Genomic DNA, 20,220 nt, shown 5'->3' with positions numbered 1-20,220 from the left:
CCCGCTTCCGGCGTCATAGTCTAGAAGCGGTCGCGACGATCGCCGTAAAGGAGATGTCATCCATGAACGAAGTAACGACGGTCGGGCTCGATTTGGCAAAGCGCGTTTTTCAGGTTCATGGGGCGGATGCAAAAGGCCGCCCTGTTCTCCAGAAGAAGCTTCGCCGTGAGGAGGTTCTGAGCTTTTTCGCCAAGTTGCCGCCTTGTGTTGTCGGCATGGAAGCATGTGCATCATCGCATTACTGGGCACGCGAGATTCGCGCTCTTGGCCATGACACCAAGATGATTCCGGCTTCGTACGTGAAGCCCTATGTCGCGCGGCAAAAGAACGACGCTGCGGACGCCGCAGCGATCTGCGAAGCGGTGACGCGACCGGCGGTTCGCTCCGCTCCCGTGAAGTCATTGGCGCAACAGGCGGCGCGGGTGGTACATCGCACGCATGAACTCCTTTCGCGGCAGCGTGTTTCGCTGATCAACGCAATTCGGAGTCATATGGCGGAGTTCGGTGTAATCGCAGCGGCAGGCCCTCAGCACGTCGGCTCTCTCATCAAGAGGATATCCGATCCGGCGACACCGATCCCCGATGCGGTACGAGCACCGTTGAATATCCTGGCTGACCAGCTCGTCGCCCTAACTGCTCAGATCAATGCTCTCGAAGCTCAAATGCAAAGGCATTGCCGTGCAGAACCCGAAGCTGCCAGGTTGCTCAGCGTTCCAGGCGTCGGCCCGATCACCGTCAGCGCGATATTAGCTGGAGTGCCGGATATCCGCGGTTTCCGATCAGGCCGCGACTTCGCGGCATGGCTTGGCCTTGTGCCACGTCAGAACTCGAGCGGTGGCAAAGAACGGTTGGGCCGCATCACGAAGATGGGCGATCGCACTATCCGCCGGCTCCTCGTCATTGGCGCCATGTCCACGATACGTTGGTCGCGCAGCAGGCAGAACTTCGCTCAAAGTTGGCTAGGACGCATTATTGCGCGCAAGCCGATCAAGCTCGCTGCAGTCGCCCTGGCCAACAAAATGGCGAGGATCATCTGGGCAGTGATGACGCGAGAGGAGACCTACCGCACGGCATAAGTATCGGCCGGCAGGACCAGCCGGGTCCTGGCGCTCGTGGTGCATCGGCGCTGAATGGGAAGATGACGCGACAGTGATAGACGAGATCGGGACACCCAGTAGACATGTAGGCGCCCTAAGCGCGTCAGTTTGTTATGGACCCGATCCGCGGATCTCATCTGGGCCGGCGGCCAAACGTGCCGCCTCTTACGTAGGCCGGACACATGCAAGCCGCCAACTTTTCGCGCATTGCTCAAACAAAACCCTTGCACCGCGGGAGCCATCCACACATGCAGGTCTGAATCAGGGTGTAGAGGATCGCGGCGCGCTCGCCGCCGGAGTCCGAGCCGAGGAAGGTCCAGTTCCGTCGTCCGAGCGTCAGTGGGCGGATCGCGCGTTCGGCGGCATTGTTGGTCATCTCGAGACGGCCATCTTCGGTGAAGCGGCAGAGCGCCTCCCAGCGGTTGAGGCTGTAGCGGATGGCCTTGGCGAGGTCGCCTTTGCGGCTGATCCTGCCGAGGCTGGTCTCCAGGTAATCCTTGAGGTCGGCCAGCAACGGCACGCTTTGAGCCTGGCGCACGGCCAGACGAACTTCGGCGCCCCGGCCGTTGATCTCGCGCTCGACGGCGAAGATCGCGCCGATCTTGTCCAGTGCCTGACGCGCGATTGGCGATTTGGTCCTGGCGTGCTCGTCGAACAGTTCGCGCCTGGCATGGGCCCAACACGCGACCGGCTCCAGGCGCGGGCGACCGGTGATCGGATCCGGTTCGTAGAGCTTGTCGAAGCCGGCATAGGCGTCGGCGTGCAGGAAGCCGGATGCCGGCGCCAGCAGGGCTTGGGCGTGCTCGCCGTTGCGGTCAGGCGAGTAGCGATAGAAAGCCGCCGGCGGATTGGGCGAGCCCCAGGTGCCTTCGTCGCGCACAACGACCCATAGCCGGCCGCTCTTGGTGCGCCCGCGTCCGGGATCCTGAACCGGGATCGGCGTGTCGTCGGCATGGATGGCCGGGCCGGCGCGAGCGTAGTCGCCGATGCGCTCGGCCATCGGCGCGACCAGCCAAGCGGCCCGTCCGACCCAGTCGGCCAGGGTCGATCGATCGAGGTCGACGCCCTCGCGGGCGTAGATGCCGGACTGTCGGTTCAAAGGCAGGTGGTCGCATATTTGGAGACCAGCTCGTGGGCGATCAGCCCTTGGCCGGGTCTGCCGCGCTCGATCGGCAGGCTCGGCATCGTCGGCTGGGTGATGGCCTCGCAGTCCCGGCAGCTCAGTTTCGGCCGCACATGCACGACGACCTTGAAGTGTGACGGCACATATTCCAGCACCTCGCGTTCATCGTCGCTGATCCTGCGCAGACGCTCGGAACCGCAGGCCGGGCAGGTGCAAACCCCGGCGTGGGTGATGACCTCGCGCGGCAGGTGATCGGGCAGCGGCCGGCGATTGCCTACGCGCTGTGGCCTGGTCGGCGCCGGCATCACGCCTGGCATCGCCGCAGTCGCATCCTGGCGGGCTTCGCTGGCGGCCTCGGCCTCCTCCAGATCGCCGATGATCAGCTCAAGCAGATCGATCTGCCGATCGAGCTTCTCGGACGACTGGCCGAAGCGCGCGCGCCGCAGCGTCGCCAACTGGGCTTTCAGCTTCTCGATATGCAGCGTCTTGGCGTAGAGCTCGGCCTGCAAAGCCGCCGCGAACGCGCGCAGGGCGTCCGGATCCGACGGCAATTCCGCAGTGGCAAGAGACATGCCGGCTTATAGCAAAGTCATGACTCGCGAGCGAGAATAAATCCTTGGAATCAGGAACTTATTTAGATGGCTTCCGGGCGCGTGACCGGTTCCGGTGCGACCGTCCGCCGCCAATCAATTCCTTCAACGAGCAAGGCCAACTGGGCCGGTGTCAGCTGAAGCCGACCCGCCACGATCGGCGGCCAGACGAACTTTCCCTGCTCCAAGCGCTTGGCGAACAGGCACAGCCCACTTCCATCCCAGGCCAAGATCTTCAACATGTCGCCGCGCTTGCCCCGGAACACGAACAGCGCCCCCGAGAAGGGTTAGGTGGCGCGCCACCTAACCACACTTATGCATCGGGTGAGATTTTGTGGCGGAGGCGTCTCGGCGCCAGCCGGGGTCTGCCAAATCTGGCATCCTCCGCCACATAATGTTTTAGCTTAGATGCTGTTCAGCAGTTGCAGAATGGTATCGGTGGGTCGGAAGCGCGCGCCGTAATTGCCCTCGATGCCCGCCTTTTCGAGTCCGTTGCGCATCATCTCGACATCCGCGGCAGCATAGCGGTGGGTGGTGGCGACCTGTGCGTGCCCGAGCCAGGCTTGAATCGTCAAAAGATCCACGCCGGATTGGAGAAGCTTCATGGCGAGGGAGTGCCGGAAGATGTGTGGCGATATGGGCTTTTCGGCCAAGTCCGGCCTTATGGCCACTGCCTTGGCCGCCGCTCGTCGTACGATGTGGGTCGCCCCGAAGCGCGTCAGGCGCTCATTGTGGGCGCCGACAAAGATCGGTCGTGGTTCGTGGTTGGCGATTCCGCGTTCGCGCAACAAGGCCGCCAGCGCTCTCGCCAGATCCTGAGGAACGGGGATGACGCGATCTCTGCGCCCCTTACCGTGCAACAGCACCTGCGAACGCGGGCGCTCCAACTGAAGGTCGTCAGCATTGACACTGATGGCTTCGGAGATCCGCGCGCCGGTCCGCGCCAGGAACAGCAGTAACGCGCGGTCGCGCCGGCCACGGGGCGTCCTCTGATCGGGCGCCGCAATGATTGCGTCCACTTCTGGGTTGGTGAGGTGGCGCGTCACCTCAATGTGCGCCCGTTTTGTGGGGATCGTCAGCACGCGTTGCGCGATACCAAAGGACGCCGGGTCGGCCGCTGCCACATGGTGGAAGAAAGATCGTATCGCAGCTAGTCGGGCATTGCGCGTGGCGACGGTGTTGTTCCGCTTCTCTTCGAGTTCGTCGAGAAAGGCGAGAACGAGGTCTCGATCGAGATCTTCGAGCGCCAACGCCGCCGGCCTCTTCCGCAACCTGGCGGCGGCAAAGAGGATCAGCATGCGCAAGGCGTCGCGATAGCTGGCCACGGTCGCGGGAGTGGCGTTGCGTTGTTTGGTCAGCCGATGCTCGACAGCAGCAAGGACCTGCTTAGCCGTCAACGCCTCGATGTCCTGGCCGGGATGGTGATGGCGGAACCAATCCAGAAAGCGGCGGCCGCCCAGAAGAACGCCTTCGCGGGTCTTCGGCTCCAGGCCCCGTACACTGCGCAGATAGTCCGAAAAGGAGGCCAGAAGCGGAGTATCCGGATCATCCTCTTCACTTGGAACGGAAATAATGAACCGCTCCGGAGCCACTCGCCGTGCATGGCCCAGAGCCGATACTGCCCCAATGCGCGGAGTATCCGTAGTAAACGCGCCCAAATAGCTGTCGATGACATCTTGATGGATCGGCATCGGACCACAGCGCGTCGCGGCAAACTGGCTAAAACGCGCAATCCGGCTCAGATAAATCTTGGCCGACGCTCGCTTGTAACCGAGCGTGAAAAAATGCTCGGCGAGGCGATCCATCTCGCCACCGAGCGCACCACGACGCAGGCGCTTGAGCACCCCGCGATACGAGAAATAGAACTCGAGCATATTTTCCCTCCGGAATAGCGGCGCGGGGGGATCCCGCACCCATCCGAGAGGTAGGAAATATTATGTGGCGGGGGATTCCAGATTTGGCAGGCCTCGGCTGGCGCCGAGACGCCTCCGCCACAAAATCTCACCCGATGCATAAGAAGGGATCGGCGGCCAGCACGTTCTGGACCTGGGCGGCCAAGCCATCCATCCCTTTGCGCATATCGCAGGGCTGCGTCGCCAGATAGACCCGCACCCCAGACCCGGGCGCGATCATGCCACCGCCTTCAGAGCCGACAGCACTCGCCGCAACGCTGCCTCGCTGATCGCGGCGTCTACCCGCACGCGCACACCGCCGACCAGGACGATCTCAATCATGCCGCGCTGTTCCGCCCCAACCGCCGCGGCTGGTGAGGCTGCCGGCGCGCTGCTGATGACTTCGACCGGGATCAATTCCAGCGGCGAAGCCACCGATGTCGGCGTGCGCATCTGCCGGCGCCACGTGAACAACAGGTTCGCATTGATATCGTGCCGCCGCGCCACCAGCGACACTGACGACCCTGACTCACAGCTCTCGGCAACCAGCCGCTGCTTCTCTTCGAGAGAGTATGACTTGCGCCGGCGCGCGCGCGTCATCCCAGAATCTTGGCCAGCCACTCCATCCGTCGCGATCGTGTCCATTAAGCCCCGCTCGTGGACACTATCTTCCGCGTCCAGAGCCCGACTGCTATCCGATCCGAACCCCACCCCGGAAGGCGGCCATCACCGGGCGCTTACAAAGGTTCCGCAGAAGTTGGCGTTACGGAAGCAAAGGTCGGCAACCTCTACTCAGAGTGCGTTTTGGCGCGACTGCTTTAGAGCGATCTTCGGCAATGGCGCCGATGGCTCGGGGCCGATCAGAACGCCGGCAATTCTGGCGAAGCTGACGAAGGCCTGTCGTGCCTGTTCGACTGACATCTGCCCTGCGATCGCCGCGTTGCAACTTCTCTCCGCGCAGGTGAACACCGGTCCCCGGCGATTTTTCGGCCATTGATTGAGGAACGCCATCGCGTCCCGGAACGTCTGAATATCATGCATTGCCCCGTTGGCTCTCACTGTGACTGGAGCCGGAAATTCAAGACTGGTCATCTCTGCCTCCCTGTTTGTCGTTGTTCTCCTTCGTGTGGCTGGACGTAAGAACGCAGGCGCCGGGATCGGCGCGCAGTTTCCTGACGTTTGGCCGAGGGCGCTCTGGCGGGCTGTCCTGCACCACAAAGTCGAATTTCTGTCTTTCGGCGAAAGCAATCGCTGCTTCCCTGGTCGGGAAATGCAGTTGAACGTGGGTCAGCGTGTCGTCCCCTCCGGTATAACCCATCAGCGGGTCAATGAAGGGCGGCGTCCGCCGCTCGAAGACGAGCCGCCACGGCCGGGCAGTCCCGCGTGCCGACGTCATCACCGAGCGGCTGGGACGAAAAATCCGCGCCGTTACATGACGGGGCAGCGCCGGCCGACGGATGTGAAACAGCATCGGCTGGTCGGTTTTCGCAGCTTGCCAACACTGCGATCTAATGCGGTTCTTGTCCTGATCCGGTGTAAGTGGCTCTGTCATTGACATCCCTCCTTTTCGGAAGGATGCCGCCGGGCACCTGGAGGGCACCCGGTCGGCTTGCCGTCCTCGGCTGATCACTTGCTGCTGTTGATCGCGATGCGCTTGGCGTTTGCCTGCGCCTTCTCGGTCTTCGGCAGCGTCACCGTGAGCACGCCGTTCTTGAAGGTCGCCGCGACCTTGTCCTCCTCAACTTCACGGCCAAGGGCAAGACGCCGTTCGAAACGCCCGTAATAGCGTTCGCTGAACTGACGATCCTTGTCCTCGTTTTCCGATCTTTTCTCGCCGCGAAGCGTCAGGACACCGTCTTCCAGCAGGACCTCGATGTCGTTTTCCTCAAGGCCCGGCACCTCGGCCGTCACTCGGATCTCCTTGTCGGTTTCGGAGAATTCGACGCTCGGCCAGGCGCCGTTTCGAGGCATCATGCGGCCAAACACCGACGGCGTGTCAAAATCGCGGAAGACCTCGTCGAACAGCCGGTTGACGTTGCGGTGCAGTGACAGGAACGGGTCCATGTCGTCGCCGCGATAGATCGCCGGAGCCTGGTTGTTGCCACGGCTCCATGGGATAAGGTGACGTACACTCATTGTCCGTTCCTTTCTTGTTTTACTTGTCCTTTCGCGTTTTGGTCACGACACCCCACCCCAAATCGTGATGGGTGTCGCGCTGTCCAGCTATTCGTAAGATCAGGCCGCTACCTTGCCTTCGATCCGCTTCGACGCGGACTTCTTGCCGGCGTCGGCGTTGATCGCGATCCGTCGCGGCTTCATCTCCTCGGGAATTTCCTTCCTGAGGTCGATGATCAGCAGGCCGTTCTCCAGCTTCGCATCGACGACACTCACATGGTCGGCGAGCTCGAAACGACGGGCAAACGGCCTCAGTGCCAGACCATGGTGGAGGTATAAGACCTCGCTATTTTCTGTCTTGGCGCCGTTGATCACGAGCAGGTTCGGCTCATGCGTGATCGAAAGCTCGTCTTCGGTGAAACCGGCTACCGCCAGGATGATCCGATAGGTGTCTTCGCCGAGCTTGGCGATGTCGTAAGGCGGCCAGTTGTCGCCATTTTGCGGAATGCTGGATTTTTCGAGCAGGTCGAAAATCCGGTCGAAGCCGATGCTCGACCTGTAGAAGGGAGAGAAGTCCATATTTGTTCTCATAGCTACATCCTCCTTGGAGCAACATAGGTACGAGGAAGCGCCAAGAAGCCTGGCGCTCCCTGACCGTGTCGGCCCTTTACAGCAGCCGACGAGCAATGAGTTGGGAAGCGATCTAGGCTGTGTCAAGGGGGATCAATCGATCCGACATTTTGACGGCTTGGCAGTGTATTCGCAGGCCGGAACCGCTGGAAAGCGCTCCTTCCAATGCCCATCTAGTCCGCTGGCAAATCGATGGAGATAAGCGATGACCATGACGCGGGAAGACGTTGTCTCGGTCCTCGGACCGGTGGACGATGCGACGATTGCAGAGGTGATCCTGTCCGGCGCTTCGCTTGAGGAACTGAGGGAGGCGTGGGGTTGGGCTTTTGGCGACGACGCGTTGATGGGGCAAGGCCGCCCTCTGCCCGGAACGCGGGTAGCGGCACTGATTGACTTGATTGAGCCCGACGATGACGAGATAGAGGGCCCGGCTGCACCGGGCCCAGGTGCTCACTGAATCGTAAACACCCCGTCCACCGCCTGCCACTCCGCAGGTTTGATCAGGCGGTGGTGGGCAACGCGCACGGAATGGAGCGCGCCTTCAAGTTCCTGTTCCCAGTAGCTCAGGAAACCTTTCAGCGTCGGGAATTCCGGTGCGAGGTCGTATTCCTGCCAGACGTAAAGTTGCAACAACCGCGGGTAATCAGGAAGGTGATAATGGATCTCCGCGGTCGTAAGGCCGTAACCCTCCATCTGGAGCCGAAATTCCCTGCTGACCACAAGCTTCTTCTCGGTCACCATCAAGCGTCCAATCTTTCCGGACGTTCGCGGTTGCCGCTCTGGTCGAATTTGCAGCCGACGTCGGCGCGGATTTCATCGAGCCGGCGAAGCGCATTCATGACAGCATCGAAAGTCACCGGGGCCGCAACGCCTGGTGGCTTGCGCAGGGCCGGTATGGATTCGACCGCGCATGCATCCGATGCCCAGGAGGCAAGAATGGCGCGCTTTTCCTGAATCTCGAGCTGATCGTCCGTCACCACATCGTCGGGATGGCTGAAGAACCGGGCCGGGAAAAGCAGACGGTCCAGTGACAGATCCGTGGTTTCAGGGGCGATCGAGGGGATGATCGTCGGGACGGTTCGTTCCATCGATGGTCCTCCGTTACAAAAAACTCCTTTGCGTTGACGTTCCGACGGGTCCTGGGCGGACCACCGTCGGACAAAAATTTTGGAGGATTCGAACGAAATTTCAAGCCCCCAGAATCACGCCGTCGCGGCGGATAGCTGCATGAATTCAGCGCGCTAGCACTCGGCAAGCCCGAGCGCTAAAAATTTTGCGGCCACCTCTTGAAACTCAAAAACACCTCACCCAGATCGATTGCGCGCGATGCCGAAGAGGGTCGCGCACCCCGCGCCGCACCGCTTCGGATGCAGCGCGGAGGAACCTCAAAAATCTGTTTGTCCATGAGGAGAACGACATGACGTTCCGTCCATTGCACGACCGTATCCTGGTCCGCCGCATCGAGGCCGAGGAAAAAACGGCCGGCGGCATCATCATCCCCGACACAGCCAAGGAGAAGCCGCAGGAAGGCGAGGTCATCGCCGTTGGTCCGGGCGCCCACGACGACAGCGGCCAGTTGCAGCCGCTCGACGTCAAGGTTGGCGACCGCATCCTGTTCGGCAAATGGTCCGGCACCGAGATCAGGCTCAATGGAGAGGATCTCCTGATCATGAAGGAGTCCGACGTGATGGGCGTGATCGATGCCGCGGCCCAGGCCAGGAAGGCCGCCTGAGTGGCACCCGGCGTTTAAGAAGGAGCAAGAAAAATGGCTGCTAAGGAAGTCAAATTCCATACCGAAGCCCGCGAGAAGATGCTGCGCGGTGTCGACATTCTCGCCAACGCTGTGAAGGTCACGCTCGGCCCCAAGGGCCGCAACGTTGTGATCGACAAGTCGTTCGGCGCCCCTCGCATCACCAAGGACGGTGTCACCGTCGCCAAGGAGATCGAGCTTGAAGACAAATTCGAGAACATGGGCGCACAGATGGTGCGCGAGGTCGCGTCCAAGACCAGCGACATCGCCGGCGACGGGACCACAACGGCGACGGTGCTTGCCCAGGCGATTGTCAAGGAAGGTGCCAAAGCTGTCGCTTCCGGCATGAACCCGATGGATTTGAAGCGTGGCATTGACAAGGCCGTCGACGCCGTGGTCGCCGAACTCAAGGTCAATGCTCGCAAGGTCACCAGGAACGACGAGATCGCCCAGGTCGGAACGATTTCGGCCAATGGTGACGCCGAAATTGGCCGTTTCCTCGCCGAGGCGATGCAAAAAGTCGGCAACGAGGGTGTTATCACGGTTGAGGAGGCAAAAACCGCCGAAACTGAACTCGAAGTCGTCGAAGGCATGCAGTTCGATCGCGGTTACCTGTCCCCCTATTTCGTCACCAACCAGGACAAGATGCGCGTCGAGTTGGAAGAGCCTTATGTCCTGATTCACGAAAAGAAGCTGTCCAACCTGCAGGCTTTGCTGCCGGTGCTTGAGGCGGTCGTCCAGTCCGGCAAGCCGCTGCTGATCATCGCGGAGGACGTCGAGGGCGAGGCGTTGGCTACCCTTGTCGTCAACAAGTTGCGAGGCGGCCTCAAGGTCGTTGCCGTCAAGGCGCCTGGCTTCGGCGATCGCCGCAAGGCGATGCTGGAAGATATCGCCATACTGACCGGCGGCACGGCGATCTCGGAAGATCTCGGCATCAAGCTTGAAAACGTGACGTTGAACATGCTGGGCCGCGCCAAGAAGGTGGTCGTCGAGAAGGAAAACACCACCATCGTTGACGGCGCCGGCTCCAGGACCGAGATCCAGGGGCGTGTTGCGCAGATCAAGGCCCAGATAGAGGAGACCACCTCGGACTACGATCGTGAGAAGCTGCAGGAACGCCTGGCCAAACTCGCCGGGGGCGTCGCCGTCATTCGCGTCGGCGGCTCGACCGAGGTCGAGGTGAAGGAGCGCAAGGATCGCGTCGATGACGCCATGCATGCCACCCGCGCCGCAGTTGAAGAAGGTGTGTTGCCGGGCGGCGGCGTGGCCCTGCTGCGCGCGGTAAAGGCGCTCGACAATGTCCAGGCCGACAATTCCGACCAGAAACATGGTGTCGAGATCGTGCGGCGCGCCCTCGAAGCGCCGGTGCGACAGATCGCGGAAAACGCTGGCGCCGAAGGCTCGATCATCGTCGGCAAACTGCGTGACAAGGCCGAGTTCGGCTATGGCTGGAACGCACAAACCAATGAGTTTGGCGACCTCTACAGCCAGGGCGTCATCGATCCGGTGAAAGTGGTGCGCACCGCACTTCAGGACGCTGCGTCCGTCGCTGGCTTGCTGGTCACCACCGAGGCGATGGTGGCCGAGAAGCCGAAGAAGGACGCGCCGCTGCCGGCGATGCCCGGCGGTGGCATGGACTTCTAAGAGACAGAGAGGCCGTGTCCGCGTCCATCCGGGCGCGGACACGGCCCCAGACGGGTGATGCCATGGATACGATCAACATCAACAAGATTGCGCCGCCGCAACGTGCGGCGTCCGAACTGAGTTATGAGGCCGATCTGAAAACCGTGCTGGAGCCAGTACTGACCGAAGTGCTCGACATGACTGAATCCGTAGGCTGGGACCGACGGAAGGCAGCGTACACGGTGATGTTCTTGGCGGCGCGGCAGTTGTCGGACGGAAAAGCGAACCCGAAGACGGATGCGAAAACGGATGTTTGACGGGCAACTGAAACTGGCGTTCGCCGGCAAATGAGAGGAACGGACAATATCGTCCGTTCACGGTAGACCCGATGGCCAGCCGGTGGCGTCGAAAGGAGGAAACTAGAGTTCGGGGCCGAAAAATGACTACGCATTCGTCCAGTTATCTTGCTGCGCTTTCGGCAATCTTTCTTGTTCTGGCGTCGGCGCCCGCATTGGCAGCCGCACCGCAGCCCGCTATTAGCGCCAGCGCCGAGCGCCCTCTTCCCGATGTTTTGCAAGAAGTGACGCCGGCTGTCGTCAACATTGCGGTCACCTCCGGCTCCGCAGCCCAGACCAATCCGCTTTACAATGATCCGTTCTTCCGGCGCTATTTCAACATGCCCGATGCGCAGCCGAGATTGAGCGCCGGATCGGGCGTCATCGTCGACGCCGAAAAGGGGTTCGTCCTCACCAACCATCACGTTGTTGCCGACGCCAGCGAGATCACGGTGACGCTGAAGGATCGGCGCCGCTTCACAGCTGAATTGATCGGCAGCGACCAGGCGACCGACGTCGCGTTGCTCAGGATCAAGGGCGACCGGCTTACGGCCCTCCCCCTTGGTGATTCCGATGCGCTTCGCGTCGGCGAACCGGTGGTGGCGATCGGCAATCCATTTGGTCTCGGCCAAACCGTTACCTCTGGTATCGTCAGTGCGCTTGGCCGCAGCGGCATCAACATCGAGGGCTACGAAGATTTTATCCAGACTGATGCCTCGATCAATCCGGGCAATTCCGGCGGCGCATTGGTGACACATGACGGGCGTTTGGTTGGCATTAACACTGCCATCATCGCGCCGGCCGGCGGCAATATCGGCATTGGTTTCGCTGTCCCGATCGCGATGGCGTCGACTGTGATGAAGCAACTCATTGAGCATGGCGAGGTGCGGCGGGGTCGTATCGGCATCGCCATCCAGGATTTGACGCCGGACCTCGCAGACGCGCTCAAACTCGCCGAGAATTCCGGCGCCGTTGTCAGCAGCGTCGAAGACGGCTCGCCTGCTGCCCAAGCCGGGTTACTGGCCGGCGACGTGATCGTCAGTGTCGATCAGCACCCGATCTCCGGCTCAGCCGATCTGCGAAACCGGGTTGGCCTGGCACCCGCCGGATCGGAGGTGGGCATCGAGTACCTGCGCGACGGCGCGCGAAAGTCTGTCACTGTGCGTATCGAACCTGAAAAGGGAGCAAAAACGGCGGCGCTGCCCGATCGTTTGGAGGGCGCGCAAATCGAAGATGCCGCCGGAAACGTGTTCGTTTCCCGCGTCGACGAAGGCAGCGCCGCAGCCCGCGCCGGCCTGCGAGCTGGGGACGTGATTGTCGCGGTCAACCGGCAGCCGGTCACAACCACGGTCGAACTGGCCACGGCACTGCGCAACACCGCCGGCACGATCGCGCTGGATCTGTTTCGCGGTGGGGCGAAGCTCTTCCTGGTTATCCGCTAGGAGCGCACCATCCGAGTAGAGCAACGTGTTCATCGATTGGGAGAAGGAGATGAAAAAATCTGTTCGATGGATAATCGCCGCAGGAGCGGCCATTGCAGCGGCGTTGATCCCGGTTCCGGCGCTCGCGCAGTATCAACCAGCAAATCCTCAAGAGTTAACCGGCTTCTGGCTGACGACACCGCATCCTGACCTGGCGATCCGACCCGGCGAGACCGAGTCGATCCCGCTGACTTTGCGTAACGACAATCTGCCGCCTCAGCGTGCGTCGCTGGAGGTGTCAGGCATTCCCGATGGCTGGAAATGGTCGATCAAGGGTGGCAACCGCGAGGTTGGGGCCGTCATTGTGTCGCCCAATGCCACGGAAGAGGTCAAGCTCGAGCTGACGCCACCGGAAGGTGCGACCGGCACGAGCGTGCCGATCGACGTCAAGGCTCGCTACGGCAATCAAACGGCCGATTTGCCGATTACCGTGAAACTATCGGATGCATCCGAGGGCGGCTTGGAACTGAAGCCGGAATTGCCGGCGCTGCGGGGTACTGCGCGCTCGACCTTCAGCTTCAAGGTCGAAGTGACCAACAACGGCGCCGAGGAAAGCTTGGTCAACCTGGCCGCCACTGCCCCCGAAGGCTTCCAGACACGCTTTAAGCGCGGGTATGGCTCGGAAGAAATCACCGGCTTGCCAATCGAAGCCGGCGCCACTCAAAACATTACGCTCGAGGTCACGCCGGCACGCGCCGCGCCAGCTGGCAGCTATCCGATCGCCATGGAAGTTGCGGGGGGTGGCGCCAACGCTGCGACAGAACTCAGCATCGAGGTGACGGGTCAACCGGAGGTCGCGTTGAGCGGTCCCCAGGAACGGCTTTCGGGCCAAGCGGTTGCTGGCAAGGAAACGACTTTTCCCTTTACGCTTGCCAACGCTGGGACTGCGCCAGCGACGGATGTCGAACTTTCGGCCTCGCCACCCACTGGCTGGAAGGTGGAATTCGAGCCGAAGACCGTTGGCACGCTTGCGCCAAACGCCACAAGCGAAGTCAACGTGAAGATCACACCGTCCGAGCGTGCTATCGCCGGCGACTACATGATCAATGTTCGCGCCAGCGGTGGAAGCGTGTCGGAATCGGCGCAGTTCCGCGTGACGGTCAACACCTCGACAATGTGGGGTGTTGCCGGGCTCGGCGTCATTGCTGCTGCGGCGCTCGTCCTCGGCATGGCTGTGATGAGGTATGGGCGGCGATGAATACCACAGTCATAAAAGCAACTGGACTGGTCAAACGCTATGGCACGGCAACCGCGGTTGCAGGAATAGATCTGTCGGTTGACGCCGGCGAAGTTGTCGGCCTGCTCGGACCGAACGGCGCCGGCAAGACAACCACGATCCTGATGCTGCTCGGCCTGACCGAGCCGAGTGAAGGCAGCGTAAGAATCCTCGGTAAGGACCCACTGCGTCAGCCGCTTGAGGTCAAGCGCGAGGTGGGCTACCTGCCGGACGCCGTCGGCTTTTACGATGCCATGTCGGGCCGCGAGAACCTGGCCTACACCGCCCGTCTCGCCGGCATGTCGAAAGATCTTGCGCGTGAACGGATCGCCGCGGCACTTGACAAGGTGCGCCTGATTGATGTCGCCGACCGGCAGGTCGGTACCTATTCCCGTGGCATGCGGCAGCGCCTTGGCATTGCAGAACTCCTCATGCGCAGGTGCAGCGTTGCCATCCTCGACGAGCCGACTTCGGGTCTCGATCCCCAGTCGACCCAGGAACTGCTCGATCTGATCCAGGCGTTAAGCCGGGACGGCATGACCATTTTGTTGTCGTCGCACATGCTCAATGTTGTTCAATCGATCTGCCACCGCATCGCACTGTTCAATAAAGGCAAGATCGGATTTTTGGGCACGATCGAGCAGCTGGCAGCGCAAATTGGGGGCGGTGCCTTTGTCGTGGACGTTGAGGCGGACGGCATCGATCTGGCAAAGGCGGCCGGGGTGGCGCAAGGGATAAAATCTGTCGTACCGGGACGCCACGGACACTGGCTGGTCGAGGCTGAGCGCGACGTTCGACCGGAGCTCGCTCGCTTCGTCGTTGAAGGCGGCGGAGCGCTGAAGAACCTCGATTTGCGTCGGGCAAGTCTCGACCAGGCTTACACCCGCTATTTCAAGGAGGTTGGCCATGACGCGTGAAGGCTCACCCTTCAAAGGGGCCGCGACGATCGCCCTCAAGGAAGCGGCCGATCACATGACCAGCGCACGCATGCACCTGATCATGCTGCTTGTCCTGCTAACCGCCATAGGCGCTGTTTATGGCGCGATCGGTCGCATCAGCCAAACCACGGCTGAGGATCCCTACCTGTTCCTCAAGTTGTTGACCGTCGCGCAAGAGCCCCTACCGTCGTTCGCTGCATTCCTCGGCTTTCTGCTGCCCCTCGTGGCAATCGCGCTCGGCTTCGATGCTATCAACGGCGAGCACTCGCGCCGGACCATGAGTCGGCTCCTCTCGCAGCCGATCTATCGGGACGCTGTACTCTTCGGAAAGTTCCTGGGTGGACTGCTGGTCATTGTGATCGCGCTGCTGACGCTATGGCTTCTCATGGTTGGCCTCGGCATCCTTTTCCTTGGCCTTCCGCCGTTGGCTGGAGACCTCGTTCGCGGCATCGCATATCTGGGGGTGACACTGGCATACGCTGGCGTCTGGTTGGCGCTTGCGATCACGTTTTCAACGGTCATTCGCTCGCCCGCCACTTCTGCGCTGGCGGCGCTGTCGGTCTGGCTGGTGCTGACAGTGTTCTGGGGAATGATCGCCCCGTTGATAGCAAATGCTGTTACTCCGATCGATCCGCTCGACCCGACGAGTGTCATCACGCAGTTTGAGACGCAGCAGGCTGTTGCAAGACTGTCGCCACAGATGCTCTACGGTGAAGTGACAGCGATGCTGCTCGACCCAGCCGCCCGCTCCGTCGGTCCGCTGTTCTTCGATCAGGTCCAGGGTGCAATCGTCGGCGCGCCGCTACCCACAATGCAGAGCCTTCTGATCGTATGGCCACAGATCTCAGGGCTCGTCGCTGCAATGATCCTGCTCTTCACCATTGCCTATGTCGTCTTCCAACGCCAGGAGGTCAGGGCATGACGTCGACGCGTCTTAGTCATAGCCTCGGCGCCTTCCGGCTAGACGGTCGCGAGCATCCGCTGCGCCTTGACGGCATGGCGCGAGGCACTGGTGAAGGCTACAGCGCCTTGCCCCCGCTTGGCAACGTGCATGAAATGTCCGAGCGCTGCGAGTTACAGACAATACTGCTTACCAAAGCGTCCGATGACGAAAGGAGGAAACCAATGGAACACAACCTGTTCGAACGTCCTGTCACCATCCTCGTCGGTCTCGGTTTCCCTACAGAGGTCAAATCCGTGACTGAAGCCATCGCAGTTCTTTACGAATGGCCACCGTCAAGAAGGGATCCGGCGCATGTGGTTGCTTTCCACGCCTGCAAGGCAGCGCTCGCCGGTGAGATCGAAGCGGAAACCGCCCGCGGCATGTTTGTCGCCTTTGCCCGGAGACATGACCTTCTTGCTCCGCAGATCGAGAATGTAGTCGGGGTCACTTCTGCTGAATGCGGTTACGGTGCATCGAACTGACGGCCAAGCTCGACCGTACGTCCTACATGCGAACTGACGGCCTTCGCGTTTCGGTTGAGCGTTGGTGGCGAAGTGATCGAAGGTATGATGAGCATTGGCCTGAATGAACACGCGGCCGCTCGCATAGATGGCAGCAAGCGGCGCCGCAAGGCTTTTCGTTTGGCGACGGAGGGGGCCGGTTGATCTCGTCAATTTGGAGACGACAACGCTTCTGAAGCCGCTTCCAGCGGGCCGCATCAACACACCGCAAAGCTTCGGCCTATCAGGCCAGCGCTCTGCGACTTGTTCCGCCATCGGCGTCAAAGAGGCTTACGGGCTGACGCAAGCCCGTTTTCTTCGGCTGGATAGACACCCTTGAGGACATCGTCGAAATGTCGGCTTGTTGCGGCATTGCACTCACAGGCGAGGGCTCTCAGGCCGTCGATGTCGCGAACGCCGAACCGAGCTCGTCCAGTGTCAATGACGCCTCGTTCCTTCAGATCACGGATAACACGGCTGAGATAGCTGCGCCCCACGCCCAACATCGCCGCGAGTTGCTCCTGCGTCAGCGCCAGATCCGGGGCGCCGGTGCGCTCGATCGCAGCAAGCAGCCATTTCGCGGTGCGCTGTTCGATCGAATGCGCTGCATTGCAGGCGACCGACTGAAACACCTGCGCCATCATGCAATCGGCATAGCGGGCAAACAGATGCCGCAATGTCATCGAACGGACCTTCGCCTCCTCGAGGTGGTGCAGATCAATACGGAAGAAATCGCCGCCAAGCTGAACCTCTGCGCGGGAATAAGCCGGGAGCCGGCCCTGACTGACGATGCCACCGATGGCGCCTTCGCGGCCAATCAACGCTGTCTCGATCGCGCGACCGTCACCGAGGACCACAAGATACGAAATCAGGCTCGACCTGCGAGGAAAGTAAGCGTGGCTAACGGTGTCGCCCGGATCGTGCAAGGTGGTGCCGGTTGGAGACGGTCGACCTCAATCAACGGATCGAATCGCTTGCCACTCTTCTGGAGCAGACCCTTGGCCATGGCATCGCAGTTCATTATCAGCTTGATCCTACGCTCGGCCCGGTTCTTATTGACGCCAACCAGCTTGACGTCGCGATTCTCAACCTGGCGGTCAATGCTCGGCATGCGATGGCGGACAGCGGCACCTTTACGATCGAGACGAACGATGCTCCAGACGATCTGGAAGACGTGAAAGCCCTCGCCACGTCCTTCGTGCGCGTCACCCTCAGCGATACTGGCCACGGCATGGACAAGGCGGTCCTCGCTCAGGTCTTCGAACCCTTCTTCACTACCAAGGGTAACGGCGAAGGGACCGGGCTCGGGCTCAGCCAGGTCTATGGTTTCGTCAACCAGTCCGGCGGACACATTCGGATTGAGAGTCAGATCGGAAAGGGAACGAGCGTTCATCTGTTCCTGCCACGCGCACACTGACGATATCTCTCCTTTAGGCGCCTCCCGTGTGTTCGGCCGCCAGTCCTCGCTGTGCGATATGCGGACTGAAATCGACATGCCGCGGCAGTGCGATGTCAATGTCGGCTTCCTGCAGCTCAGGTCACCAGCCACCAACGCTTCGAGCTTGAAATTCCAGCCTCTGGTGGGAGAAGCCTCCTATAGAAAAGACATATTGGAAGCGCGTCATCGGCCGTGGCGACCTCCGGGAGGAAGAGAGCCTGAGGGGCTGGGCTGCGCCTTCGCTCTTGCTCTTCGATCTGGACAATTTGCACGCATCCCACGCGTGCTCTGCATGTGGCGTGAAGCAAGCCGACGGACCGGACTTACTTGAGCGCAGCCTTCACTGCAGCCGAAGCGTCGCCGCCGTCGAAGGTGGTGACGCCGTCGAGCCACTTGGCGGCGGCATCGGGATTTGCCTTCAGCCAGTCCTTCGCGACGTCATTGGCATTACCGCCCTTGAGAATCGCATCCATCATGGTGTTTTCCATCGACAGGTCGAACTTCAGGTTGGAGATGAACTTGCCAACGTTGGGGCACTTCTGCAGATACCCCTTGCGCACGTTGGTGTGCACGGTGGCAGCGCCGAAGCCGGAGTCGCCCATGCCGTCGAGATAGGTGATCTTCATCTCGCCCATGACCGGATGTGGCGTCCAACCGAGGAAGACGATCCACTGGTTACCCTTCATCGCCTGCTCAGCCTGGGTGAGCATGCCGGCTTCGGACGATTCAACCAGCTCGAAGCCTGCGAGGTTGTTTTCGGCCTTGCCCAGCATGTCGAGGATGATGCGGTTGCCGTCATTACCCGCTTCGATGCCGTAGATCTTGCCGCCAAACTTGTCCTTGAACTTGCCGAGATCGGTCAGCGTCTTGACGCCGCCTTCAGCGACGTAGTTCGGAACGACGAGGCCGTAGCCGGCGCCATCGAGGTTCTTGCTGACGGTTTCGATCGAACCCTCCGCGGTATAGTCCTTGATGTCGGCGGTCATCGACGGCATCCAGTTGCCGAGGAAGACATCGATGTCATTGTTCTTGAGCGAAGCCAGGGTCACCGGTATCGAAAGCTGCTTGACCTCCGGCCTGTATCCCAAGGCGGTGAGTACGACAGAGGCGGTCGCCGTCGTCGCCTGGATGTCGGTCCAGCCGACGTCGGAGAGGCGTACCTTGCTGCAGGAATCCGGGTCAGCAGCGGCCGCAAAGCCAGAACACAAAACGCCGGTCACAGCGGCGGCAAAAGGCAGTCTTCGCATGCTCTACTCCCGTTGGTAGGTTCGTGCTCCGGTCATGTACGGAGCAACTGCTTCAGATCGCTGAGTGGGTCGGCGAGTACTGTCGGATGCGGATTGATGCCCAGTTCGAGCATCTTCCTGCCGACCAGATAGGCCGTGGCGTCGTTGATCGCGTCGACTGACACGAACGCGCCCTCCTTGAAATACCAGACGGAGTATGCGCCCTCGCGGCTGCCGGGGCGCAGCAACGTCTGGTCGTAGCCGAGATTGAAGCCGGCAATCTGCAATTTGACGTCATACTGATCCGACCAGAACCATGGTTTCGGCCGGTACGGTGCGCCCGCGCCGCCGATGACCTCGGCTGCGGCCTCAGCCTGATCCACCGCGTTCTGGACCGATTCAAAGCGAATGCGTCCGTCCTGCCAGGGAAACGAGGCGCAATCGCCGGCAGCAAAGATGGACGGATCGGATGTCCGGCCGAACTCGTCGACGACAATACCATTTTGCACATCCAGGCCAGCTATGCGGGCGATCTGATCGTTCGGAACGACGCCAATCCCGACGATGGCACAATCGACATCGATCACCGTGCCGTCGGTGAGCTTTGCGGCGCTGACATAGCCGTCCTTGCCAATGAGATGATCGAGAACGGTCTTTTCCCGGATTTCTACGTCATGGGCCTTATGGATGGCGCGTATGATATCGGCGGTTTCCTGGGCGGCTGTCCGCTGCAGGATGCGGTCAGCCATTTCGATCACGGTCACCTCGAGCCCGCGATGGCGCGCCACCGCTGCGGCCTCGAGCCCGATATAGCCGCCACCGATGATCAACACGCGGCGTCCTGGCAGCATCGCTTCCGCCAGGAGATCGGCGTCGCGCTTTTCGCGCATGACATAGACGCCGCTCAACGCACCACCGATCGACGCAGGTAGCTGGCGGGGCGTCGATCCCGTTGCCAGCAGCAAGGTCCCGTAATCAACAACCGTGTCGTCCTGCAACACAACCTGTTTTTCGTCGCGCCTGATCTGCTCGACACGTGTCGACAGGCGGATTTCGACATTGTTGTCGGCATACCACTGCTCGGGGCGGAACAGCAGCCGGTCGAAGGTCATGTCGCCGACTAGATATTTCTTTGACAGCGGCGGCCGCTGATAGGGCAGGACGTCTTCCGCTCCGATTATCGTGAGCGGACGGTCGTCCTTCAGCGCCCGCAGTTTCGCTGCGGCGGCGAAACCAGCCTGGCCTGCGCCGACAATCAACAGTCTCTCTTTTTTATTGATAGGTCTCATCGTACGAACCTCATCAATGAGTGCATGCCTCAGG

Annotated in this window: 25 protein-coding genes and 1 pseudogene; 11 read left to right on the top strand and 15 right to left on the bottom strand. The window is 61.1% G+C overall.

Features of this window, described 5'->3' with window-relative positions; translation table 11 throughout:
• The first annotated feature begins 62 nt into the window (after window positions 1-62).
• A complete protein-coding gene (locus tag PV773_RS17920; protein WP_347967664.1) occupies window positions 63-1,076 on the top strand; it encodes an IS110 family transposase in 1,014 nt (337 codons plus the stop codon).
• A 232-nt stretch (window positions 1,077-1,308) separates the two neighbouring features.
• Here PV773_RS17920 and PV773_RS17915 read toward each other — a convergent pair whose 3' ends face one another.
• The 10 genes and pseudogenes from PV773_RS17915 to PV773_RS17870 form a co-directional block, all read right to left on the bottom strand.
• Window positions 1,309-2,196, bottom strand: coding sequence for an IS66 family transposase (locus PV773_RS17915; RefSeq protein WP_347967663.1), 888 nt, complete (start codon window positions 2,194-2,196; stop codon window positions 1,309-1,311).
• Window positions 2,193-2,792 carry an IS66 family transposase zinc-finger binding domain-containing protein gene (locus PV773_RS17910; protein WP_347967662.1) on the bottom strand — a complete coding sequence of 200 codons (600 nt, stop codon included), beginning with the start codon at window positions 2,790-2,792 and terminating at the stop codon, window positions 2,193-2,195. Before PV773_RS17910 ends, PV773_RS17915 begins: the two co-directional genes overlap by 4 nt.
• Before the next feature lie 62 nt (window positions 2,793-2,854).
• Window positions 2,855-3,097 (bottom strand): annotated as a pseudogene (gene tnpB, locus PV773_RS17905) (IS66 family insertion sequence element accessory protein TnpB); the annotation flags it as partial.
• Window positions 3,098-3,214: 117 nt separating this feature from the next.
• Window positions 3,215-4,684 carry a tyrosine-type recombinase/integrase gene (locus PV773_RS17900; RefSeq protein ID WP_347967661.1) on the bottom strand — a complete coding sequence of 490 codons (1,470 nt, stop codon included), beginning with the start codon at window positions 4,682-4,684 and terminating at the stop codon, window positions 3,215-3,217.
• A 127-nt stretch (window positions 4,685-4,811) separates the two neighbouring features.
• Window positions 4,812-4,943 (bottom strand): IS66 family insertion sequence element accessory protein TnpB, encoded by a 132-nt coding sequence (tnpB, locus tag PV773_RS17895; RefSeq protein ID WP_347967660.1) that lies wholly within the window; start codon window positions 4,941-4,943, stop codon window positions 4,812-4,814.
• Window positions 4,940-5,347, bottom strand: a complete 408-nt coding sequence (locus PV773_RS17890) for a transposase (RefSeq protein ID WP_347967659.1) — start codon at window positions 5,345-5,347, stop codon at window positions 4,940-4,942. The genes tnpB (PV773_RS17895) and PV773_RS17890 overlap by 4 nt, the downstream gene beginning before the upstream one ends.
• 147 nt (window positions 5,348-5,494) lie before the next feature.
• Window positions 5,495-5,794 carry a DUF982 domain-containing protein gene (locus PV773_RS17885; RefSeq protein ID WP_347967658.1) on the bottom strand — a complete coding sequence of 100 codons (300 nt, stop codon included), beginning with the start codon at window positions 5,792-5,794 and terminating at the stop codon, window positions 5,495-5,497.
• Complete coding sequence (locus tag PV773_RS17880) at window positions 5,781-6,254, bottom strand: NADH dehydrogenase ubiquinone Fe-S protein 4 (RefSeq protein ID WP_347967657.1); 474 nt, start codon at window positions 6,252-6,254, stop codon at window positions 5,781-5,783. Before PV773_RS17880 ends, PV773_RS17885 begins: the two co-directional genes overlap by 14 nt.
• A 74-nt stretch (window positions 6,255-6,328) precedes the next feature.
• Window positions 6,329-6,838 carry an Hsp20/alpha crystallin family protein gene (locus PV773_RS17875; protein WP_347967656.1) on the bottom strand — a complete coding sequence of 170 codons (510 nt, stop codon included), beginning with the start codon at window positions 6,836-6,838 and terminating at the stop codon, window positions 6,329-6,331.
• A 99-nt stretch (window positions 6,839-6,937) separates the two neighbouring features.
• Complete coding sequence (locus PV773_RS17870) at window positions 6,938-7,408, bottom strand: Hsp20 family protein (RefSeq protein WP_347967655.1); 471 nt, start codon at window positions 7,406-7,408, stop codon at window positions 6,938-6,940.
• A 244-nt stretch (window positions 7,409-7,652) separates the two neighbouring features.
• Here PV773_RS17870 and PV773_RS17865 point away from each other — a divergent pair, with 244 nt between their 5' ends.
• Window positions 7,653-7,904, top strand: a complete 252-nt coding sequence (locus tag PV773_RS17865) for a hypothetical protein (protein WP_347967654.1) — start codon at window positions 7,653-7,655, stop codon at window positions 7,902-7,904.
• Here PV773_RS17865 and PV773_RS17860 read toward each other — a convergent pair.
• On the bottom strand, window positions 7,898-8,188 hold the full coding sequence (locus PV773_RS17860) for an usg protein (protein ID WP_347967653.1): 291 nt from the start codon (window positions 8,186-8,188) through the stop codon (window positions 7,898-7,900). The genes PV773_RS17865 and PV773_RS17860 overlap by 7 nt on opposite strands.
• Entirely contained in the window at window positions 8,188-8,535 is a 348-nt protein-coding gene (locus PV773_RS17855; RefSeq protein ID WP_347967652.1) for a hypothetical protein, read from the bottom strand. Before PV773_RS17855 ends, PV773_RS17860 begins: the two co-directional genes overlap by 1 nt.
• Window positions 8,536-8,864: 329 nt before the next feature.
• Here PV773_RS17855 and groES point away from each other — a divergent pair, with 329 nt between their 5' ends.
• The 8 genes from groES to PV773_RS17815 all read left to right on the top strand — a co-directional run bounded on the left by groES (window position 8,865) and on the right by PV773_RS17815 (window position 16,215).
• On the top strand, window positions 8,865-9,179 hold the full coding sequence (gene groES, locus PV773_RS17850; protein WP_347967651.1) for a co-chaperone GroES: 315 nt from the start codon (window positions 8,865-8,867) through the stop codon (window positions 9,177-9,179).
• Window positions 9,180-9,212: 33 nt separating this feature from the next.
• Window positions 9,213-10,841, top strand: coding sequence for a chaperonin GroEL (gene groL, locus PV773_RS17845; protein ID WP_347967650.1), 1,629 nt, complete (start codon window positions 9,213-9,215; stop codon window positions 10,839-10,841).
• Between the two features lie 62 nt (window positions 10,842-10,903).
• On the top strand, window positions 10,904-11,137 hold the full coding sequence (locus tag PV773_RS17840; RefSeq protein ID WP_347967649.1) for a hypothetical protein: 234 nt from the start codon (window positions 10,904-10,906) through the stop codon (window positions 11,135-11,137).
• 122 nt (window positions 11,138-11,259) lie between these two features.
• Window positions 11,260-12,597: a Do family serine endopeptidase gene (locus PV773_RS17835; RefSeq protein WP_347967648.1), complete on the top strand. Its 1,338-nt coding sequence runs from the start codon at window positions 11,260-11,262 to the stop codon at window positions 12,595-12,597.
• A 25-nt stretch (window positions 12,598-12,622) separates the two neighbouring features.
• Window positions 12,623-13,834, top strand: coding sequence for an NEW3 domain-containing protein (locus PV773_RS17830; RefSeq protein WP_347967647.1), 1,212 nt, complete (start codon window positions 12,623-12,625; stop codon window positions 13,832-13,834).
• A complete protein-coding gene (locus tag PV773_RS17825; RefSeq protein WP_347967646.1) occupies window positions 13,831-14,769 on the top strand; it encodes an ABC transporter ATP-binding protein in 939 nt (312 codons plus the stop codon). The genes PV773_RS17830 and PV773_RS17825 overlap by 4 nt, the downstream gene beginning before the upstream one ends.
• Window positions 14,759-15,712: an ABC transporter permease subunit gene (locus PV773_RS17820; RefSeq protein ID WP_347967645.1), complete on the top strand. Its 954-nt coding sequence runs from the start codon at window positions 14,759-14,761 to the stop codon at window positions 15,710-15,712. The genes PV773_RS17825 and PV773_RS17820 overlap by 11 nt, the downstream gene beginning before the upstream one ends.
• 203 nt (window positions 15,713-15,915) lie before the next feature.
• The gene (locus PV773_RS17815) at window positions 15,916-16,215 is read left to right on the top strand and encodes a DUF982 domain-containing protein (protein WP_347967715.1); all 300 of its coding nucleotides are present in this window, start codon (window positions 15,916-15,918) and stop codon (window positions 16,213-16,215) included.
• A 299-nt stretch (window positions 16,216-16,514) separates the two neighbouring features.
• On the opposite strand, the gene PV773_RS17810 is transcribed toward PV773_RS17815, so the two are convergent.
• Complete coding sequence (locus tag PV773_RS17810; RefSeq protein ID WP_347967644.1) at window positions 16,515-17,054, bottom strand: Crp/Fnr family transcriptional regulator; 540 nt, start codon at window positions 17,052-17,054, stop codon at window positions 16,515-16,517.
• Between the two features lie 116 nt (window positions 17,055-17,170).
• On the opposite strand from PV773_RS17810, the gene PV773_RS17805 reads away from it, so the two are divergent.
• Window positions 17,171-17,650, top strand: coding sequence for an ATP-binding protein (locus PV773_RS17805; RefSeq protein ID WP_347967643.1), 480 nt, complete (start codon window positions 17,171-17,173; stop codon window positions 17,648-17,650).
• A gap of 344 nt (window positions 17,651-17,994) precedes the next feature.
• Here PV773_RS17805 and choX read toward each other — a convergent pair whose 3' ends face one another.
• Both choX and PV773_RS17795 read right to left on the bottom strand, forming a co-directional pair.
• A complete protein-coding gene (gene choX, locus PV773_RS17800; protein ID WP_347967642.1) occupies window positions 17,995-18,918 on the bottom strand; it encodes a choline ABC transporter substrate-binding protein in 924 nt (307 codons plus the stop codon).
• A 32-nt stretch (window positions 18,919-18,950) separates the two neighbouring features.
• Window positions 18,951-20,186, bottom strand: a complete 1,236-nt coding sequence (locus tag PV773_RS17795) for an FAD-dependent oxidoreductase (RefSeq protein ID WP_347967641.1) — start codon at window positions 20,184-20,186, stop codon at window positions 18,951-18,953.
• Window positions 20,187-20,220: the final 34 nt, after the last annotated feature.

The organism is Mesorhizobium sp. CC13, assembly GCF_039907765.1.
Taxonomy (GTDB): Bacteria; Pseudomonadota; Alphaproteobacteria; order Rhizobiales; family Rhizobiaceae; genus Aminobacter.
The sequence above is the reverse complement of the archived record's forward strand: the minus strand, read 5'-3'. Positions and strand labels throughout refer to the sequence as shown.

What these genes read in the sequence shown, in the direction of transcription:
- PV773_RS17920 (WP_347967664.1), top strand. Translation starts at nt 63, where the DNA reads ATGAACGAAGTAACGACGGTCGGGCTCGATTTGGCAAAGCGCGTTTTT.
- PV773_RS17910 (WP_347967662.1), bottom strand. Translation starts at nt 2,792, where the DNA reads ATGTCTCTTGCCACTGCGGAATTGCCGTCGGATCCGGACGCCCTGCGC.
- PV773_RS17900 (WP_347967661.1), bottom strand. Translation starts at nt 4,684, where the DNA reads ATGCTCGAGTTCTATTTCTCGTATCGCGGGGTGCTCAAGCGCCTGCGT.
- tnpB (WP_347967660.1), bottom strand. Translation starts at nt 4,943, where the DNA reads ATGATCGCGCCCGGGTCTGGGGTGCGGGTCTATCTGGCGACGCAGCCC.
- PV773_RS17890 (WP_347967659.1), bottom strand. Translation starts at nt 5,347, where the DNA reads ATGGACACGATCGCGACGGATGGAGTGGCTGGCCAAGATTCTGGGATG.
- PV773_RS17885 (WP_347967658.1), bottom strand. Translation starts at nt 5,794, where the DNA reads ATGACCAGTCTTGAATTTCCGGCTCCAGTCACAGTGAGAGCCAACGGG.
- PV773_RS17880 (WP_347967657.1), bottom strand. Translation starts at nt 6,254, where the DNA reads ATGACAGAGCCACTTACACCGGATCAGGACAAGAACCGCATTAGATCG.
- PV773_RS17875 (WP_347967656.1), bottom strand. Translation starts at nt 6,838, where the DNA reads ATGAGTGTACGTCACCTTATCCCATGGAGCCGTGGCAACAACCAGGCT.
- PV773_RS17870 (WP_347967655.1), bottom strand. Translation starts at nt 7,408, where the DNA reads ATGAGAACAAATATGGACTTCTCTCCCTTCTACAGGTCGAGCATCGGC.
- PV773_RS17865 (WP_347967654.1), top strand. Translation starts at nt 7,653, where the DNA reads ATGACCATGACGCGGGAAGACGTTGTCTCGGTCCTCGGACCGGTGGAC.
- PV773_RS17860 (WP_347967653.1), bottom strand. Translation starts at nt 8,188, where the DNA reads ATGGTGACCGAGAAGAAGCTTGTGGTCAGCAGGGAATTTCGGCTCCAG.
- PV773_RS17855 (WP_347967652.1), bottom strand. Translation starts at nt 8,535, where the DNA reads ATGGAACGAACCGTCCCGACGATCATCCCCTCGATCGCCCCTGAAACC.
- groES (WP_347967651.1), top strand. Translation starts at nt 8,865, where the DNA reads ATGACGTTCCGTCCATTGCACGACCGTATCCTGGTCCGCCGCATCGAG.
- groL (WP_347967650.1), top strand. Translation starts at nt 9,213, where the DNA reads ATGGCTGCTAAGGAAGTCAAATTCCATACCGAAGCCCGCGAGAAGATG.
- PV773_RS17840 (WP_347967649.1), top strand. Translation starts at nt 10,904, where the DNA reads ATGGATACGATCAACATCAACAAGATTGCGCCGCCGCAACGTGCGGCG.
- PV773_RS17835 (WP_347967648.1), top strand. Translation starts at nt 11,260, where the DNA reads ATGACTACGCATTCGTCCAGTTATCTTGCTGCGCTTTCGGCAATCTTT.
- PV773_RS17825 (WP_347967646.1), top strand. Translation starts at nt 13,831, where the DNA reads ATGAATACCACAGTCATAAAAGCAACTGGACTGGTCAAACGCTATGGC.
- PV773_RS17820 (WP_347967645.1), top strand. Translation starts at nt 14,759, where the DNA reads ATGACGCGTGAAGGCTCACCCTTCAAAGGGGCCGCGACGATCGCCCTC.
- PV773_RS17815 (WP_347967715.1), top strand. Translation starts at nt 15,916, where the DNA reads ATGGAACACAACCTGTTCGAACGTCCTGTCACCATCCTCGTCGGTCTC.
- choX (WP_347967642.1), bottom strand. Translation starts at nt 18,918, where the DNA reads ATGCGAAGACTGCCTTTTGCCGCCGCTGTGACCGGCGTTTTGTGTTCT.
- PV773_RS17795 (WP_347967641.1), bottom strand. Translation starts at nt 20,186, where the DNA reads ATGAGACCTATCAATAAAAAAGAGAGACTGTTGATTGTCGGCGCAGGC.